The following is an 18,099-nucleotide window of genomic DNA, read 5'->3' as shown; positions in this document are numbered from 1 at the left end:
TGAAAATGGCGCTGTGCTCCAACTTGGCTACCCCCTATGCCATACCTGCCAAGTTGCTACTGCCTGAGTTCGACGCCTATGCCTGGAGCTTCGATGTGGGCGCGATCAAACCGGAGCCAGCGATCTACGAACACTTGCTAAAGCGATTGGATTGCAAAGCGTCTTCAATTGCAATGATCGGCGATACATTGGAGGCCGATGTGCTCGGTCCCGGTAGGCTGGGAATGCATGGCTTCCACCTCCAACGCGGTGCCATCAGTGGCCCTGAGCGATTCGCTAGCCTGAGCGAATTTGCAGACTATATTTTGGTTCATGGGCGCTATCGCTAGAAATAGCACTAGCACACATCGAGGCCACCGCAAGCTATCGGCTTCAGCTCAGGCACTCGCAACTCGCTTGTAGTGCTCCCCCTGGCGTTGGCGCTCCCAGAGTCCGTTCGCGCACTGGCCGTAGCGGCTGTGATCACTAAGACATACGTAGAGCTGATGGGTAAGCGGGGCTACCGCCTACAGCGTTAAGGAAAAGCCGATCAATGCAGCTTCGTCTCGCTGATGGCCTTTGAAGCCCGCGTTCTCCAATACCCACCATCCGCTAACGGCTAAGGCGGCGTCGCCAGTTTTTTACCTAACGCCGCTAGACCCGGATGGCTTACAGGCATGACGACACCCTTTTTCTGTAACGGGCGTTCCTTCAGCTCTTGAGCGCCAGAATACGCCGAGCGCCGTTGAGAACGATGAATCCCACAACGGTACCGATAGTCAGGTCTGGGTAGTTGGACCCAGTCCAAGCGACGAGCGCTCCGGCGACTATAACGCCCATGTTGATGACCACATCATTGGCGGAGAATATCCAGCTCGCTTTCATGTGAGCACCACCTTCCCTGTGTTTGGAAATAAGCAGCAGACAGCCCGTATTGGCGAGCAATGCCAGAAACGCGACGGCCATCATTATCAGCGACTCGGGATCGCTACCGAATACAAAGCGCCTAATTACCTCTACGAGCACGCCGAGTGCCAAAATTAGCTGGAGAACACGGCATGGTGTGCAGCATGCACCTGCAGACTGACGCTACGTCCAACTGCATCACTTGTTCCGTAGGACGCCTGTCACTTTCGAATCAGGCGTGCCGAGGAAAGGTGAGTTCGAATGTGGTCCGACCGCCTTTGCTAGCGACGGCCACGTGGCCTTTGTGGAGGTTCATCACTGAACGGACAATCGCTAGCCCCAATCCTGCCCCGCGCGGTTGTATGCCGTTAACGCGGTAAAAGCGGTCGAACAGATGTGGGAGATGATCCGATTCGATAGTCGCGCCATGATTGGTGACAGCCAGCGAGACGATGTCTACGTCCTCCTCAAGGATCTTAAGTTCGACCGTGCTGCCAGTATTCGAATGCCGCAGCGCGTTGGATAGCAGGTTGGAAATGGCCCGCTGGACCATAAGTCGATTTCCCAAAATCATGGCATCGCCCGTTACTGTCGTAGCGACTCCCGCTTCTTCGGCAAGGACTTCGAAGTATTCACATACGCGTCTCGCCTCGCTTCCCAAGGATAATGGTTCGAGCTTCAGTGCTGGGCTGGCGTGGCTGGCCTGGGCAAGAAACAGCATGTCTGACACGATTCGATCCATGCGTTCGAGTTCTTCAACTGACGACTCGATCACTTCACGATACTGCTCCTTGCCTCGCTCACGCACCAAAGTCACCTGCGCCTTGCCTATCAGGTTGTTCAGCGGAGTTTTCAACTCATGAGCCACATCGTCCGAGAATTGTGACAGTTGCTGAACTCCGTCATCGAGTCGATGAAGCATTACGTTGAGGCTGTGCGCCAATGCTTGGAGCTCTTGCGGAAGCCGATCGGTGCGGATTCGGGGTGATAGATCCTGTGTCGATACCTTAGTCGCCAAGGCTCGGAACTTGCGAAGCGGTCGCAAGCCGTTATTTGCAACCAGCCATCCAGCCAACCCGATCAATATCAGCAGCATCGGCACGGTCACTAAGGCCGAGCGCAGAAATGCATCCACTAGCTTTTGATCTGCACTGCGATCTTGCGAAAGTAAAAGCGTCATTAGGCCCAGTCCCGGAACCTGGATCTGCTTGCGCCCGCTTAGCATCTGCACGCCATTTTTCGTTGTCCAGCCCAGATATTCACCGTCTCTGTTCACGTGATCCAGCTGCTCCGGCGCATTGGCGAACCGGCCGATACTGAAAATCGGTGATTTCTCCGTATCGCCGATGACGGTAATCGAAAGGTTGTCATGGCCCAGCACCGTATCGCTCAGCGCATGTTGCCACGGTCGGCCCATGCGGGCTTCGGTATCCTCTGCGAGTGCATGATCAATCTGCGCGAGTTTGTCCGTTACTTCCTCCTGGGCGCGCGACTCTAATTGGCGTACCAGTACCCAGTAGTTCATCCCTATCAGCAGCGCGACCAAAGCGGCGCCGGTCAGTGTGATTTGGAGCGCAAGACGCGATGCGAGGCTAAGTGGCTTCAAGGCCGCGCCTCCAGCACGTAGCCCACACCGCGAATGGTATGTATCAGGCGATTGCCAAAGGGTTCGTCCACCTTCATCCGCAGGCGGCGAATCGCGACATCTACCACGTTGGTATCGCAGTCGAAATTGATATCCCAGACCAAGGTAGTGATTTCGGTACGCGTCAGGACTTCACCAGTTCGGCGCATGAGCAGATGCAATAACGCAAATTCTTTGCTGGTGAGATCGATACGTTGACCGCTCCGGTAGGCCCGATGCCGGCCCGGGTCCAATTCTAGGTCACCTACACGCACGCTGCTCGGGATTGAAACCGCCTCGCCTCGCCGCAGCAGTGTCCGGATACGAGCGAGCAGCTCGGGGAACTGGAACGGCTTTACCAAATAGTCGTCGGCGCCGAGATCCAGGCAGTGGACTTTTTGCTCTAGGCGGTCGTTGGCTGTCAGCATAATGATGCGTGTCTGCTTACGCCTCCTGATGAGTTCGAGCACCTCCCATCCATCCATGGTTGGCAGATTCACATCAAGTAGCACAATGTCATAGTCGTTTTGCAGCGCCAGGTAAAGTCCATCAAACCCATCAGTCGCTCGATCGACCATGTAACCTGATTCGATAAGTCCCTGCTGCAAGTATTCCGCAGCTTTTATTTCGTCTTCTACAACCAAGATGCGCATGTTTTGAGGTAACTCGGGATGGCGGTGTGCGGCAAGCGGAACCAAAAATGATCCACGTGGTAACTATAAGGTCAAGACGAAAGCGACTTAGCTTTAGCGTGAACACAAATGCGAAAAGATCCGTCTAGGAAGCGGGAAGCAGTTTAGCGCGGTAAAAGCCCTGTGAGGGCTATCTTGTGAATTTGTAATCTGCGGTCATTTGGTTGACCCGCAGCGCGAGGGGGTGCACCAAACCAAAAAAGGCGCCCTGATGGGCGCCTGAAACACATCTTCAAACCAAGGGAGCAAAACTAAAGAAGATGTGGTGTTGCTCATGGTGTTTCACAAGATCGACAGAGGGTACTCGGCGATGAGTCGGACCTCATCGAGGTCGGACTCGAAAGCTGTCGCCCGCGTGGTAGCTTGGCGCACCCGCAGTGACAGATCCTTGAGAGAGCCAGTCTGTACAACGTAGCGGGCTTCGACGTCGCGTTCCCAGCGGTTCTGTCCCGTCAGTGGCGCACCGTTATCGTCTTGGCGCATATACACCTCGTTCGCGTTGCTGTAATCGGCGCCCCAACCGCGGGCGTAGCGGGTCATGAAAGTAAGCCCAGGTATGCCGTACTCCGCCATGTTCAGGTCGTAGCGCAGCATCCAGGACTGTTCTTTAGGTGAGTTGAAATCACTGTACTGGATGGAGTTGTTCAGGTAGATCGAGTCCGCCTGGCGCAGGTAGTCAAAGTCGTTGTTACCGTTGTTTCGCTGATACGACGCCGTGACGGTGTGCGCGCCGAAGGCGACACCCAGGCTGGAGCTCCATATGTTGTTGTTGAGTTCGCCCAACAGCTCGCGGCCTTCATCGGTTGCCTTGTAGTAGTTGAAGGTGCCCAGCAGCGCGACGACATCAGAAAGCGGGTAAGTGGCCGATACACCAAAGTAATGCTGATTCCATGCATCTTTAAGGCGGCTGGTATACAGGCTAAGACTGAGATTTTCGTTGACGCTATAGTCGCCGCCTGCGTAGCCGAGCCAAGGGGCGTCGACGGCACCGCCATAAAACGTGACGAAGTCATCGTTCGTGTTGCTGGTATTGGGCTGGCTCATCGCGTGTAGGCGCCCGGCCGCAAGCGTAAGACTGTCCAGCGAGTTGTTCACAACGGTGAACCCCTTGAAAGACTCCGGCAGCAGCCGTGCGTCACCAAAGTGCACGACGGGAGTAGTGGGGAACACATCACCAGCTTTAATCTCGGTGTCCAAGAACCGTGCTTTCACGGCCCCTCCCACTCGAGAAAAGTCATCCTCGGCATCGCCGGCGCTATTGTAGGGGAGAAGATCGACGCTTCCGCCAGCACCGGAACGTCCTGATCCAGAATCGAGCTTGAGACCGAGCATGGCGAAGGCGTCGACACCGACCCCCACCGAGCCTTGAGTATATCCGGACTCGAAGAAGGCCATTAATCCGTGCGCCCACTCCTCAGAGTAGCCATTGCCGGTCGCACTCTCACCGTCGCGAAAATCTCGATTGAAATAATAGTTGCGATTTATCAGCGATAGCGTGCTGCCTTCGATGAAGCCCTCCGCTGTTTCCGATTGGGCAAAGACCGGGGCGCTGCCCAATGCCAGTGAAAGGGCTGTTAGTGAAAAAACGGCCATTTTGCTCATGATGATGCTCCTGGTGTACGGCAGGTCAGTGCTCAAATGACGCCTTTCGCTTTTTTTTAGCGCTTAGGCAAGTTCTTCCCTGCAGATGACCGCAGGATTAGCGGCAAATTACTATTTTGTTATCTGAGAGGCAAGCAATCGCGCATATCCTCGATTACAGATTTGTAATGTTGCGGTCACGCGGTCGTTATCCACTCTTCTTTAAAGTCAGCCCCATGGCCATCAGTTATCTCCCCGGCTTGGCGAGGCTGATAAAAACGCTTTCGTGTATTGTGTCCTAAACCCAGGACGAATCACTGTCGCAGTAGCGGCGCTGTGTTCCGCGTCTTGGCGGGGGTAGCTCTATGATTGGATTCGACATCTAAACCAGGAAGTCATCGTTTTGCCTTGGATGAGAAAAATAGTTCTGCTGTTGTTGCTAGCCCTGTTCCCATTGCAATCATCATGGGCAGTTGTTAGCACGAGCTGCAGACATGAGGATGGTTCGGCAGCAAATCATCTTGGACATCACGAACATTCGCACGAGTCTCTGGGTGCTGACGAGGAAGGATCGTCAAAAGCCGCAAAAAAAATCAGTCTGGATGGAGACTGTGTCTTTCATGGCGACCATATCAAGCCGCTTATAAGGAAAGGGATTTCTCCTGGTTCGGTATTATCAATAAGCTTGAAACCGTTTTCTTCTGCTAGCTACGCATCGGCTGAAGCCGGGCGTCCTGAAAAACCTAATTGGCGCATCGGTGCAAAGCCGGTGAGACGCCAGATTAACCAGTAGGACGCCATTTATCTGTATCTGACGTCTCACCGAACCTTCCCTTTTCTAGGAGATTTCGGTGCGAAAAGTTCTTTTACCGCTGGGGTTGACGATGTTGTCGTGCAACCTCGCCTCTGCGCAGCCTTTAGAGTTGCCGACCTTCACACAGACCTTACCTGTCGGTGTGTCAAATACATTCCCCGTTGAGTCTGTCGAATCCATAAGCTTTCTACGCGCCTTGGAACTCGCTAGCTCTGCAAGCCCTGAACTGGCTGTTGCAAGACGTGAGCTGGCTGCTTCTCGCGCATTAATTAGCCAAGCCGGAGCACGTCCGAATCCAATATTGTCCGCTAGCCAGGAGGGAATCCGGGGCGATGCCCCGGAGACCACGCTTGAACTGAGCCAAGAAATAGAGCTGGGTGGTAAACGTTCGGCTCGTATTGAGGCGGCGCAACGAGCCTTGGACGTAGCAGCTGCTGACCTACAGGACGCCCAAGCTCGACTGAGGGGGGCAGTGATGGGCGCGTACTACGATGTGCTTACTGCGCAAGAACGGCTGGAGCTCGCTCAGGCTGCTTCAAAGCTTGCGAAGCAAGCAGTGAACGTGGCCAATCGACGTGTGAGGGCCGGCATGGTTTCTCCCGTAGAGGAAACCCGGGCGCGGGTTGCGGCTACTGGAGTGCAAGTAGAGCTTGCCCGGGCCACAGCTGAACTCGAAGCTGCGCGCACTCGGCTGGCGGCCAACTGGGGAAATCCACAGCCACGCTTTGAGCGAGTAAAAGAGCCGGCAGAGGCAGTGCCTCCTCTTCCCGAGCTAGCTGAGCTTTATAGCCGTTTGAACGATTCCGCCCAACTAACCCGCGCGCGTCGGGAGGCTGAAAGACGTCGGGCTGCGTTAAAGCTGGAAAGGACGAATCGCTTTTCTAACGTGACGGTTAGCGTAGGTGCCCAACGCTCAGATGAATATAACGGCACGCTGGGATTGGTGAGTATCTCGATGCCCCTGCCGTTGTTTGATCGAAACCAAGGCAACATCGGAGCAGCGCAGGAACGGGCCTACCAGGCGCAGGACGAGCTCAACGCCGTCCATATACGCCTGAAAAGCGAACTTTCCCAAGCGCACATGCGGCTGCGCACTGCTCGCCAGCAGTTTGAACTGTTGCGCAACGATATGCTCCCCAGTGCCCAAAGCGCTTATGAAGCTGCCAGCAAGGGGTTCGAACTTGGAAAATTCACGTTCCTTGACGTACTGGATGCTCAACGCACGCTTTTCCAAGCCCGATCTCAGTATCTGTCTGCGCTATCACAAGCTAACCAGGCGGCGGCAGAAATCTCGCGAATTGTCAGCGATGGGTCTGCCGTTATCACCTCGGCCACTCAGCCATAAGGAATCCATATGACAAGTAAATCGAACACATCTTCCTTGGCTGTTCACAAGAAGCAGATTTTTTGGATCGTCGTCATATTAAGCGTGGCACTTATGCTTGGCGGATTGCTTCTTCGCAGTAGTCCAGCTGTGCCCGATGCGGGCGACGCACATAGCGAGCATGGTGACGAATCGGAGCATGAGGATGAAGGGCATTCGGGTGAGGATGCAGAAGCCGAAGGAGATCATGGCCATGATGAAGGAGGCGCCGATAGCGATCACGAGGTCGGTGCGGCAGAGAAAGATGAGCATGAAGATGAGCCCGAGGGAGCGGAGCATACTGAAACAGCAGAGGTAGAACTCTCAGAGACACAAATCCTAGCCGCGGGCATCTCGCTGGCAACCGCTCAGCCTGCACAGATACAAAGCGCAATCGAGCTGCCAGGTGAAATTACGTTTAACCAGGATCGCACAGCGCAAGTTGTGCCTCGTCTCTCAGGCGTCGTTGAAGCGGTCAAAGTCGATTTGGGCGAACAGGTGAAACAGGGGCAAGTACTCGCTGTGATCGCGAGTACTGACCTGTCGGAACGTAGAAGCGAGTTCTACGCGGCACAAAAACGTCTTGCATTGGCTCAGAAAACCTATCGACGCGAAAAGGAGCTGTGGGAAGAGCGTATTTCCGCAGAACAGGATTATTTACAGGCACAACAGGCTCTACGGGAAGCAGAGCTGACTGTTGCGAATGCAAAAGCACAGCTACAAGCGCTTGGCAGTGATGCTGGCAAGCCAGACGCATTGAGCCGCTACGAACTCAGGGCGCCGTTCGATGGGATGATCGTTGAGAAGGACATCACTCTCGGTGAGTCAGTCAATACCGATGACCAGATATTCATCATTTCCGATCTTTCTACCGTTTGGGCAGATATCAGCGTTCCTGCCAATGCACTCAGCGCGGTACGAGTCGGCAGCAACGCGGTTATCGAAGCCACAGCATTCGAGTCCAGTGCCAATGGCACCGTTTCTTATGTCGGCTCACTTGTTGGTCAGCAAAGCCGCGCCGCTACCGCCCGGGTCACACTTCCCAACCCTGAAGGGGTTTGGCGCCCCGGCCTGTTCGTCAAAGTGCAGGTAGGCGCTGGCGAAGCATCCGTGCCAGTCGCAGTAAGTCCTGATGCGATCCACACATTGGAAGAAAAGCCGGTGGTGTTTGTACGGACCGACCATGGCTTTGCTGCTCAGCCAATCGTGAGTGGCCGCAGCGATAGTGAAGCGGTCGAAATCAAGGAAGGCCTCCAGGCCGGAGCGCGCTATGCCTTGGATAACAGCTTCATCATCAAGTCCGAGCTTGGCAAAGCCAGCGCCTCGCATGCTCACTGATACGGAGTTATAGAATCGTGTTCGAACGTATCATTCGTTTTTCTATCGAGCATCGCTGGTTGGTTATGCTAGCCGTGCTTGGCATGGCAGCGTTAGGAGCTTACAGCTACCAAAAGCTGCCTATCGATGCTGTCCCGGATATCACCAACGTACAGGTGCAAATCAACACTGCGGCGCCAGGTTATTCCCCGCTGGAAGTGGAGCAGCGTATTACCTACCCGCTCGAGACGGTAATGGCTGGGCTGCCCAAGCTCGAGCAGACACGATCCTTGTCTCGATATGGACTTTCTCAGATCACAGTTATTTTTGAGGAAGGCACTGACATCTATTTTGCCCGCCAACTTGTGAACGAGCGCCTGGGAGGGGCCAAAGATCAGCTCCCAGATGGCGTCACTCCAACACTTGGCCCTATTTCCACAGGGCTTGGCGAAATCTATTTTTGGACGGTTGAAGCTGAGGAAGGTGCCACCAAATCGGACGGTACGCCTTATACCCCTACTGACTTGCGTGAGATTCAAGATTGGATCATCAAACCGCAAGTCCGTAATGTGCCAGGTGTTACTGAGATCAATACGATCGGAGGATATGCAAAGGAATATCAGATCGCCCCCAATCCAGACACTTTGCGGTCGTTTGGACTGACACTACAGGATCTGATCGAGGCGGTTGAGAAAAACAATAACAATCTAGGTGCCGGGTATATTGAAAAACGAGGCGAGCAGTATCTTGTTCGTGCTCCAGGACAAATGCAGTCAGTAGAGGACATCCGCAATACCCTTATTAGCAACGTTGACGGTACCCCAGTACGTATCCGCGACGTTGCGACGGTCGAGGTTGGAAAGGAGCTCCGTACTGGCGCAGCTACCGAGAATGGCCGCGAAGTGGTGCTAGGTACGGCTTTCATGCTTATCGGTGAAAATAGCCGGGTAGTTTCTAGGGCTGTCGATGACAAGATGAAAGAGATAAACCTTTCGCTTCCAGAGGGCGTAAAGGCGATTACTGTCTACGATAGAACTGTACTCGTAGACAAAGCTATATCCACCGTTAAGAAGAACCTCACTGAGGGTGCCATTCTTGTTGTGGTTATACTTTTTCTCTTCTTGGGCAATATTCGGGCGGCGATCCTAACCGCACTTGTTATACCGCTGGCGATGCTCTTTACGTTCACCGGCATGGTAGCCAACGAGGTCAGCGCCAACCTGATGAGCTTAGGCGCATTGGATTTCGGCATCATTATCGATGGTGCCGTGGTGATTGTTGAGAACTGCGTGCGTCGACTTGCTCACGCTCAGTCCCATCACGGGCGGGCATTAACGCTGTCCGAACGGCTTCATGAAGTGTTCGCTGCGGCAAAGGAAGTGCGTCGGCCTCTACTCTATGGGCAGCTGATCATTATGATCGTATATCTGCCGATATTCGCCCTTACAGGGGTAGAAGGTAAGATGTTCACGCCCATGGCGTTTACCGTAGTGACAGCGCTATTCGGGGCGATGATTCTCTCGGTGACGTTCGTCCCGGCAGCCGTTGCGCTCTTTATCGGCAAGCGTGTTACAGAGAAGGAAAACTTTCTAATCCGCAATGCTAAACGGGCCTACGCACCTGCTTTCGATGCGGTGATGGCCAACAAGCCAGTAGTGCTCACCTTTGCCGTAGTTGCAGTTGTACTTTCCGGCCTCGTAGGGGCACGTATGGGCAGTGAGTTCGTGCCTAGCCTCAATGAAGGAGACTTCGCTATCCAAGCTCTTCGTGTACCTGCTACCAGTCTTAGTCAGTCTTTAGAGATGCAGCAGCAGCTGGAACGAAAGCTTATGGATGAGTTTCCGGAGATCGAGCGGATTTTTGCGCGTACAGGCACTGCGGAGGTAGCAGCCGATGCCATGCCACCAAACATTTCCGACGGCTACGTCATGCTGAAGCCTCAAGAACAGTGGCCGGATCCAGGCAAGCCGCGCGACGAGCTCTTAAGCGAGGTCCAAGCATCCGCCGCTGAGTTACCGGGCAATAACTACGAGTTTTCCCAGCCTATTCAGCTGCGTTTCAACGAGTTGATTTCCGGTGTTCGTGCCGCTGTAGCCGTGAAAATCTACGGCGATGACATGGACGTTCTTAACAGCACGGCGGCGGAAGTGTCCGAGGTGCTAGGACAAGTACCAGGCGCCTCCGAGGTTACGGTCGAGCAAACGACTGGCCTTCCTATGCTCACGATTGATATCGATCGCGATCAAATCGCACGATACGGCCTGAGTTTAGATACTGTACAGCAAGCGGTTGCAGTAGCCATCGGGGGCCGAGAGGCAGGCACCTTGTTTCAAGGAGACCGGCGTTTCGATATCGTAGTTCGTTTACCGGACGAGATACGAAGCGATCTCGCCGCAATTGAGAGGCTTCCAATTGCCCTTCCAAGGGAATTAAACAGCGCGATAAGTTATATCCCCCTCGGCGAGGTGGCCACGCTAGATTTAGCCCCCGGCCCGAATCAGATCAGCAGAGAGGAAGGGAAACGGCGAATTGTCGTCAGTGCAAACGTCCGTGGCCGGGACATTGGATCATTCGTATCTGAGGCAGAACAGAAAATCCAGGCCCAGGTAGATATCCCGGCAGGTTATTGGATCGACTGGGGCGGTACTTTTGAGCAGCTTGAATCGGCAACGAAGCGGCTGCAGATTGTCGTCCCCGTGGCGCTGCTCCTGGTGTTCATTCTGCTTTTCATGATGTTCAACAATGTCAAAGACGGCTTGTTGGTCTTTACAGGGATTCCATTTGCGCTCACCGGAGGCATTGTTGCGCTGTGGCTGAGAGATATCCCGTTGTCCATTTCAGCAGGAGTTGGCTTTATTGCTCTGTCAGGCGTCGCCGTTCTAAATGGCCTGGTAATGATCTCCTTCATCCGTAGCCTACGGGAGCAAGGTTTACCTCTGGACACCGCGATCCGCGAGGGCGCTCTGACCCGGCTACGGCCGGTATTGATGACAGCCTTGGTGGCTTCACTCGGGTTCGTTCCAATGGCCTTGAATGTGGGTACCGGTGCAGAGGTACAGCGCCCCCTTGCGACGGTGGTGATCGGGGGGATTCTCTCCTCAACGGTGCTAACGCTATTGGTACTGCCGTTGCTCTACCAACTGGCTCATCGGCGCGAAGACGAATTGGAGGAGCAAGAAATCGCGCTGGCCGCTGACAGAACAAGCTAGAGATTGGATGGCGGCACACAACGCCCCGTTCTTGCTAGCTAGCGAGAACGGGGCGCGTTAATTATCGGAGCGCAGTTTCATTAGCGGCGCAGCGGACAGCACAGCCTTTGTGGCGCAGTCTGATGCATCTAAGCGGTAAATAAGAAACTTGCTCAGCGCTTAGTGCGTATGACTTGCGCTACATACGCCTTCTCGACCTGATGGCTTTCACCCAAGGTGAGCTGACGAAGGATAATGCAAGCAGCGGCTGACCTGCCCTGGTTGGCAGCAAGGGGGATAGCTACGACAACGCCCTGGCTGGAATGACCAGCAGGCTGTACAAGACCGAGCTGACACCTTCAATCATGGACGAACCGCGAGGCCGTTGAGATGGCGACCCCCGACATGGATGCGTTGTAGGCCACCAGCGTCTGTTCAGCCCAATCGGATATGCTCCTTGCGAACGCTAATAACAAACAGACCGGGGCGATTCGCTGGTAGCGATTCTGCGTGCAAGTGATGGAAACAAAAAAGCGCCCCGAAGGGCGCTTAGAGTACAACTGCTTCCAACGGAGCTTGGAAGCTGCCGGCGGCGGATATCGTTCGGATATAAAGCGGTTAGTCAGCTTTGGTTTCTTTCTTGATCTCCGCGTTGTTCTGATCCTGGCGAATATCATTAACCTTCAACTCGCCTGCTTTTTTTTCGTCGGATTCGGCTCCGTGAATTCGCTTTTGATCTGCTCGGAATTTTTCATTAAACTTCATTGAACGGTCGTAGCCATCTCCTGCATAAGACGATGCGGAGCCGAAGATTACCAAACCAACAACAATAGCTTTCAACAGATTCATAGGGCAGTCCTCGCTAAATTCAAAGGTGGCTTGCTGAGCTTTCTCGGTGAGCTCTACAGGTTCGAATGAATTTTGCGTGACTGAAGCTAACAGTAGCATGAACCAAGCATTACATTATTGAAATGTATGCTTCCATTGCGCAGTGACATGAGCGCCTTGCTTCGCCATTTCAGCACCGAGGCGCACCAATCTGCAAAGGGCTTTAGCCTAAAAAAGAATTATTGGAAGATTACAATTTTGTCATCTTCGGATTATGGCGCCGCATAATCTATATCCTTAGCGAGCAATGTCGTTTAACGTTTACGAGGGACCGGCCAGCTATCGGCAAGTTGAAGGCGATAACGCACGAACTCGCTCGAAAGTGGTCGAATTTTCTGTCAGTGTGGTTTGGAAGGCCAGATGGTATAGGCGCTAGTATTTATCTATTACTTTTTTTGGGCTTCCTATCCTTGTCTTACGTTATTTTAAGGACGGTTAAAAACCAATGGCTCACGAACATAACCATAACACCGAAGCCATAGGCGATAAGCGTTTAATCGCTGCCATTGGCGTTAATGCTGTGCTAACTCTGGCCCAAGTAGTTGGCGGAATACTTTCTGGCAGTTTATCGCTTATAGCTGACGCGCTACATAATTTGAGCGATGCCGCATCACTGGTTATTGCGCTAATCGCGCGTAAGATCGGTCGCAGGCCGCCGGATGCTTTTAAAACCTTCGGCTACCGACGCAGTGAAACCATAGCGGCCTTAATCAACTTGGTCACGTTGATTATCATTGGTCTCTACCTCATCTACGAAGCTATAGGTCGGTTTTTTTCCCCACAGCCCATTGAAGGATGGACAGTGGTCGTGGTGGCGGGAATAGCCTTGATTGTAGATATCGCCACGGCCTTGCTCACCTACACAATGTCTAAGGATAGCATGAATATAAAGGCGGCATTCCTGCATAATGTATCGGATGCACTAGCCTCCGTCGGCGTTGTTGTCGCCGGGACATTGATTCTTCTGTACGGCTGGTACTGGACGGATACTGTAGTGACATTGATGATTGCTGGTTACGTGCTGTGGCAGGGGTTTAGCATGCTACCTAAAACCATTCACTTGCTAATGGAGGGCGCACCAGAAGGAGTTTCCATCGCTGATATAACCAATGTCATGGAGCAGGTAGACGACGTTGAGAGTGTTCACCACGTACATGTTTGGGAAATCGCGGAACATACAATTGCATTGGAAGCCCACGTTGTCATAAAGAAGGCTAGTCTGCCTGATATCGAACGAGTGAAGAACGATTTAAAACGAGTACTCCATGAGCAATTCAAAGTCAGCCACTCGACACTTGAAATGGAGCTAGACGGCAGTGTTTGTATCGACACCAGGCAGGCCGACAATCATCGCAGCGAAGCATAAGCCGGCTTTGCTTTTACCGCTGTCACCTGACAGTTAGCTCGATATCAACGGAGCGAATTCGCGTGCGGCACTCGTTGGCGCTATGCCCTTGACCTTAGAAATGCTAACGGCATGTGGCCAAAGTAGCTCGCCACGAGGAGATCAGGCTAGGTCGTGGCACCTTCAGCAGGCTGCCGCGACGAGTAAGCCCCGCCAGTCGCTACCGCCGCCGACGCTCAGAGCCAACGGCGGACTCGTGCACGGTAGCGGGCGAATGATTCGCCGAACAGTGCTTCCAGCGCCCACTCTTCGGGTGTGATCTGGAAACGGTTCATGTACAGCACGAAAGCAACCACGCCAAGCAGGGTTAGAGGCGAAGCCAAGACCAGCGCCCAAGCCGCCAGAATAATGGCAAAGCCTAAGTACATGGGGTTGCGGCTGTACCGGTAGATGCCAGCCTCCACTAATGCCGAAGCCTGCTGCGGCTGCAATGGATTAACCGTAGTACGCGCGCGGCGAAACGACAGGACGCCGGCGAGGCACACGCCGAGCCCCAGGAGCAGTACCGGCAAAGCGAAGGTCAGGCGCGCGGTCCATGCCAGTTCGAAACCCGGCAATTTGGTTCCCGACAAACCCATCAGCACCGCGATCAGGCCCGCCACGAGCAGCGATGGCACGCGGTTTTCCAGCGCGGAATTTGGCGGGCGCCGATCTTTGCTGGTTCGCGCATGGAGCGCAGGCTGGGCTTGGCTGCAAGTACCTGCAATGGCCCTGGTTCTAATCGTGGTGGTAGGTTCGCAGATCGCGGCCGTCGTGTACCAACTCGACATCCTGGCGCCGTTGCTTCCGGTATACGGAGCGTTTCTATGTTTCTATTACTCGCTCCCGCCCTCGGCGTACTCAGCTCCCGGCTATTTGGTTTGGAGGTATCTGCCGCACGGGCAGTGGCCTTTAGCTCAGGCACTCGCAACTCGCTTGTAGTGCTTCCCCTGGCCCTAGCGCTCCCGGAGTCCATTCGCGAGCTGGCTGCAGCGGCTGTGATCACCCACTCGTAGAGCTGATTGCTGAGGTGATCCATTTACCGGCGATCCTATCCATGGTCAGGAACAGCTGAGTCTTGTCGAAATCGTCCAGAGTGCTCATGCCTCGTGGGTTGGTGCGAGATTTAGAAGCGGCGCAAGGAGGAGCTGAGCAGTGCGAGCCCAGGAAACCAGCGCTTCAAGATCCATCTGTAGAGATTCGGCCTCTGCCCAGATACAAGCATTCTCGGCAGGCACTGTAAGAGCGATGCCCTCAACTATCGTCAGAGCCATCGCATGCAATCTCAGCAGCTCGTCGCGGATGGCGGTGGTTCCGCCCAGTTCCAGCAAGCAGGCATCCAATCGATCAGCCAGCCAGAGCAATTGAGAGGTGTCGAAGGCGGCGCGCAGGTTTTCCAACGCCACCGCATCGACTTCGCCGTACGGCGTAACGCGAAAGGATGGGGGAGGAACATTGATCATGTGGTTTTCTCGGTATCTAGCTGGCGAGGTGTGATCACCCGCAGCGAGCCGGCAGCTTGTTGAAACACCGAGTCCTTGATCCAGGGCTCCGGTGGCCGGTTGAGCTTGAGGTTGAATTCGCCGAAGCGCTTGACGTTGCTGGTCTGGTAGGGGCTGAGGAAGGACACGTCCTCGTCGGTGAATTGCCAACCCTCTCGGGCCAATTTCTGCAGAATGCGCATCATATCCACAGTGTTCTGCAGGATCACCGATGAGGCCACCATGTCGTTGTAGCGCAGACGTTTTTGCTGTTCGTCCGGATCGTTCTCAGCAATCACGTCGCCACCGAACGAAAGCCACTTCGAGAAACCGTTGTAGGACTCGATTTTATTGGTGTTCGCAGTGACTTCCTGGCGCAACTCGCGGCTACCGATCCAGTTGAGCAGGAAAATCGTGCGGATCACGCTGCCCAGTGCCTGGGCGGCGTGGTAGAGCTTGTTGCGCCGGCTGTAGGAGCCGAGTTTTCGCAGCAGCATAGGCGAGGAGATTTTGCCGGCCTGGATGGACAGCGCGACCTGCATCAGATCTTGCCAGTGAGTTTCGATCAAATGCCAGTCGGCAGTGTCGGTGAACAGGCGGTTGATATGCTTGTAAGACGCGCCGCGATCCGGCCGGCACATCACCAGGTCACGCCAGTTGCGTATGCGCGGCATCAGGTTGATGCCCAGCAGATGGGTGAAGGCAAAGACGGTCGCCGATTGCCCCTGAGTATCTGAATACACAGTGTCTGCCTCGACACTCAGATCAGTCTTAAGCAGCCCCTCAATTACGTAAATCGCCTCCCAGATGCCAGGTGGGATGAAGTGCTGGAACACAGCGATGTAGTTGTTGGCCACGTGCCGATAGGCCACGGCACCCATCTTGCGGTAGCGGAAGTGATAGCCGGCCAGCAGGTTGTCATCATAGAAGTCGAACTGCGTGCCGTCCGCAGCCACCGCCTTGCCATCGCCCCAGAGCTTAGGCAGATCAAGATGCAGATAGAGCTCCACCAGCTCGCGGTTGGCCTTGTCCAACTTCTCCAGTGATAGGTGGCGGCGATTCGTATAGGACAGCATATGTGGCGTGACATTGCCGGCCAGATGCCGCGCGGCCTGGTTGGGGCCGAGATTGCAGCCCATGGCGAAGATGGTCATCAGATAGCGCTCGGCAGGCTCTTTGAGCTTCGGCTCGTTACCGGACATGGGACCGAAATGCCGCGTGAACTGAATCCAATGCTCGATGTTGGCCATAATGTCGAGCACGTGCCTGGCCGGCATGCGCTGCATAAGCGCCGTCTGTAGTGAGATGGCCGATGGTGGGATGTCCCGCGCCGTTACTCGGCGCAACACCGGTTCTCCGGCTTCGTTAATCGATACGTCCCCTCGGCAAGATGGGAATTTGTCGTCCAGTTGTTGCGCGGTTTCCTCCAGCTGAGTCTTGAGGGAGGCAACAAACTCCTTGGCCGTGCCTGGCAGCCCGACCTTTTCGCAGTAGGCCGGTAGTCGCTGCAGGCATTCTTCCCAAGGCAGCAGCTGCTTGCGGTAGTCGGCGAAGGATTCCGACCCCTGTACACACATGTCACCTGATCGCAGCTCGCTGGCCAGGTAGGAGAACACGCAGACTTCTAAATAGCGCCGGTTGGTCGGTGGCCCCTCACTGGCAGGACGACGAACGACCTTGACCCAGCGCTCCGACGCAAACGACAAGTCGATGTGCTCGTCGATCCATTCGCGGTGTAGATTCTCGCTGTCCTGGATCAGTTGAAGAGCCTGAACCAGCGATCGATCCTGAGTCGTGGGCTCCAGTTGGAGAAGGTGGCTTAGACGGAACAATAACGAGCGATGGGACTTGAAGTGCTTCCAGATCAGCGGCAGGTAGTTATTACCGCCGGTAGCCTGTACTTCGGCGCATGTCTCACGCAACCGATCCAGATTGCCACCGGGGGAGAGGTACTCCCGAATTAGACTGCCAGCCTCCTGGTCATCCGGTTCTTGAACGAGAATCTGCACCACGCCATCCAGGGTCGCCGCCAACTGCTCCAGCTTCTGGCGTTGCCGCGCCTGGATTTGCTCCAACTCCTCCTTGGCGCGTTTATGGATCGTCGAAATCCGCCGGATGAACATCTCGGCCAGGTGATCACGGGTCCGTACGCGCATGCGGTAGATCAAGGCCAGCATCAGCGTGTAGCGCTTCGGCAGCGAGCAGTCCTTCAGCTCGGCGACGTCCGACGCAGCGGCTTGGGCAGCAAAGTGGCGAATCTTGGCATCGACGATCCCCTCAAAAATGGCCTCCAGATCCCCGAAACTCTCTAGCCAGGCCAAGTGGTCGATCAGCACCTCCAGGTGCTTGCGAGATGGCTTCTTGGGTGACTGCTTCAGCGTATTGAAGTCACTCTGGCGTCGGCCGAAGTCAGTGTCGAGCAGATCCTTTAGCTTGTGGATCACCTCGACTGGCGTTCTGGTTACTACGAGGTTGAATATTGCCTCTTGGGATTCGGCATGAATTCGCTCAGCGAGATCATTTAGAGCCGAGTACGCAGGGAGCTCATAATCTTGGCGGATCAGCTCTTCGATTACGGAGTTGATGATGTCGGCGCGCTGGTCAAGCACAAACGACATCGCTTTGGCATGCCGCTCGGCGATCTCCATGGCATCGGAGCCGTAGAATGCCGTCACACCGAGGCGAGCTCGGATCGCGTTCATGTGGCGATATTGCTGGAACCACTTGTATTCCGCGAGTTTCACCTTGCTACGCTGACCTAACTCTCCGCGAATGAAGTCCACCAGTTGACCAGGGACGTCGGTGACATCAGGAAAATATCGGAGCACCTGAAAGGTCTTGAGAAGAACGGCGAGATTGAGGTGAAAGGGGGCCTTGGACTT

General features: G+C 54.7%; 12 protein-coding genes and 4 pseudogenes. 8 read left to right on the top strand and 8 right to left on the bottom strand.

Features of this window, described 5'->3' with window-relative positions:
- Window positions 1–329 (top strand): HAD family hydrolase (locus AC2LD7_RS20645; protein ID WP_484599513.1); only part of this gene is annotated, 329 nt, incomplete at its 5' end.
- A gap of 30 nt (window positions 330–359) precedes the next feature.
- Window positions 360–518 (top strand): annotated as a pseudogene (locus AC2LD7_RS20640) (arsenic resistance protein); the annotation flags it as partial.
- Window positions 519–690: 172 nt separating this feature from the next.
- On the opposite strand, the pseudogene AC2LD7_RS20635 reads toward AC2LD7_RS20640, so the two are convergent.
- From AC2LD7_RS20635 to AC2LD7_RS20620, 4 genes and pseudogenes are all read right to left on the bottom strand, one after another.
- Window positions 691–1,082: pseudogene (locus AC2LD7_RS20635) on the bottom strand (cation efflux transmembrane domain-containing protein); the annotation flags it as partial.
- 35 nt (window positions 1,083–1,117) lie between these two features.
- Complete coding sequence (locus tag AC2LD7_RS20630; protein ID WP_484599512.1) at window positions 1,118–2,491, bottom strand: heavy metal sensor histidine kinase; 1,374 nt, start codon at window positions 2,489–2,491, stop codon at window positions 1,118–1,120.
- A complete protein-coding gene (locus AC2LD7_RS20625) occupies window positions 2,488–3,162 on the bottom strand; it encodes a heavy metal response regulator transcription factor (protein WP_484599511.1) in 675 nt (224 codons plus the stop codon). Before AC2LD7_RS20625 ends, AC2LD7_RS20630 begins: the two co-directional genes overlap by 4 nt.
- A gap of 321 nt (window positions 3,163–3,483) precedes the next feature.
- The gene (locus AC2LD7_RS20620) at window positions 3,484–4,803 is read right to left on the bottom strand and encodes an OprD family porin (RefSeq protein WP_484599510.1); all 1,320 of its coding nucleotides are present in this window, start codon (window positions 4,801–4,803) and stop codon (window positions 3,484–3,486) included.
- A gap of 830 nt (window positions 4,804–5,633) precedes the next feature.
- Here AC2LD7_RS20620 and AC2LD7_RS20615 point away from each other — a divergent pair.
- The 4 genes and pseudogenes from AC2LD7_RS20615 to AC2LD7_RS20600 form a co-directional block, all read left to right on the top strand.
- A complete protein-coding gene (locus tag AC2LD7_RS20615; protein WP_484599509.1) occupies window positions 5,634–6,941 on the top strand; it encodes a TolC family protein in 1,308 nt (435 codons plus the stop codon).
- A gap of 9 nt (window positions 6,942–6,950) precedes the next feature.
- The gene (locus AC2LD7_RS20610; protein WP_341709122.1) at window positions 6,951–8,297 is read left to right on the top strand and encodes an efflux RND transporter periplasmic adaptor subunit; all 1,347 of its coding nucleotides are present in this window, start codon (window positions 6,951–6,953) and stop codon (window positions 8,295–8,297) included.
- 17 nt (window positions 8,298–8,314) lie between these two features.
- Entirely contained in the window at window positions 8,315–11,485 is a 3,171-nt protein-coding gene (locus tag AC2LD7_RS20605) for an efflux RND transporter permease subunit (RefSeq protein ID WP_484599508.1), read from the top strand.
- 260 nt (window positions 11,486–11,745) lie between these two features.
- Window positions 11,746–11,934 (top strand): annotated as a pseudogene (locus AC2LD7_RS20600) (IS3 family transposase); the annotation flags it as partial.
- Between the two features lie 148 nt (window positions 11,935–12,082).
- On the opposite strand, the gene AC2LD7_RS20595 reads toward AC2LD7_RS20600, so the two are convergent.
- Window positions 12,083–12,313: a hypothetical protein gene (locus AC2LD7_RS20595; protein WP_484599507.1), complete on the bottom strand. Its 231-nt coding sequence runs from the start codon at window positions 12,311–12,313 to the stop codon at window positions 12,083–12,085.
- A 484-nt stretch (window positions 12,314–12,797) separates the two neighbouring features.
- Between AC2LD7_RS20595 and AC2LD7_RS20590 the strand changes: the two genes are divergently transcribed.
- Window positions 12,798–13,718, top strand: a complete 921-nt coding sequence (locus tag AC2LD7_RS20590; protein WP_484599506.1) for a cation diffusion facilitator family transporter — start codon at window positions 12,798–12,800, stop codon at window positions 13,716–13,718.
- Window positions 13,719–13,933: 215 nt separating this feature from the next.
- Here AC2LD7_RS20590 and AC2LD7_RS20585 read toward each other — a convergent pair whose 3' ends face one another.
- The gene (locus AC2LD7_RS20585) at window positions 13,934–14,335 is read right to left on the bottom strand and encodes a methyltransferase family protein (RefSeq protein ID WP_484599505.1); all 402 of its coding nucleotides are present in this window, start codon (window positions 14,333–14,335) and stop codon (window positions 13,934–13,936) included.
- Window positions 14,336–14,390: 55 nt separating this feature from the next.
- Between AC2LD7_RS20585 and AC2LD7_RS20580 the strand changes: the two are divergent.
- Window positions 14,391–14,811: pseudogene (locus AC2LD7_RS20580) on the top strand (arsenic resistance protein); the annotation flags it as partial.
- 25 nt (window positions 14,812–14,836) lie between these two features.
- Here the strand turns inward: AC2LD7_RS20580 and tnpC are convergent.
- Complete coding sequence (gene tnpC, locus AC2LD7_RS20575; RefSeq protein WP_484599504.1) at window positions 14,837–15,199, bottom strand: Tn3 family transposase post-transcriptional regulator TnpC; 363 nt, start codon at window positions 15,197–15,199, stop codon at window positions 14,837–14,839.
- A partial coding sequence (locus AC2LD7_RS20570) for a Tn3 family transposase (RefSeq protein WP_484599503.1) occupies window positions 15,196–18,099 on the bottom strand: 2,904 nt, incomplete at its 5' end. The genes AC2LD7_RS20570 and tnpC, both read right to left, overlap by 4 nt.

This window comes from Stutzerimonas sp., from assembly GCF_982611455.1.
The sequence above is the reverse complement of the archived record's forward strand: the minus strand, read 5'-3'. Positions and strand labels throughout refer to the sequence as shown.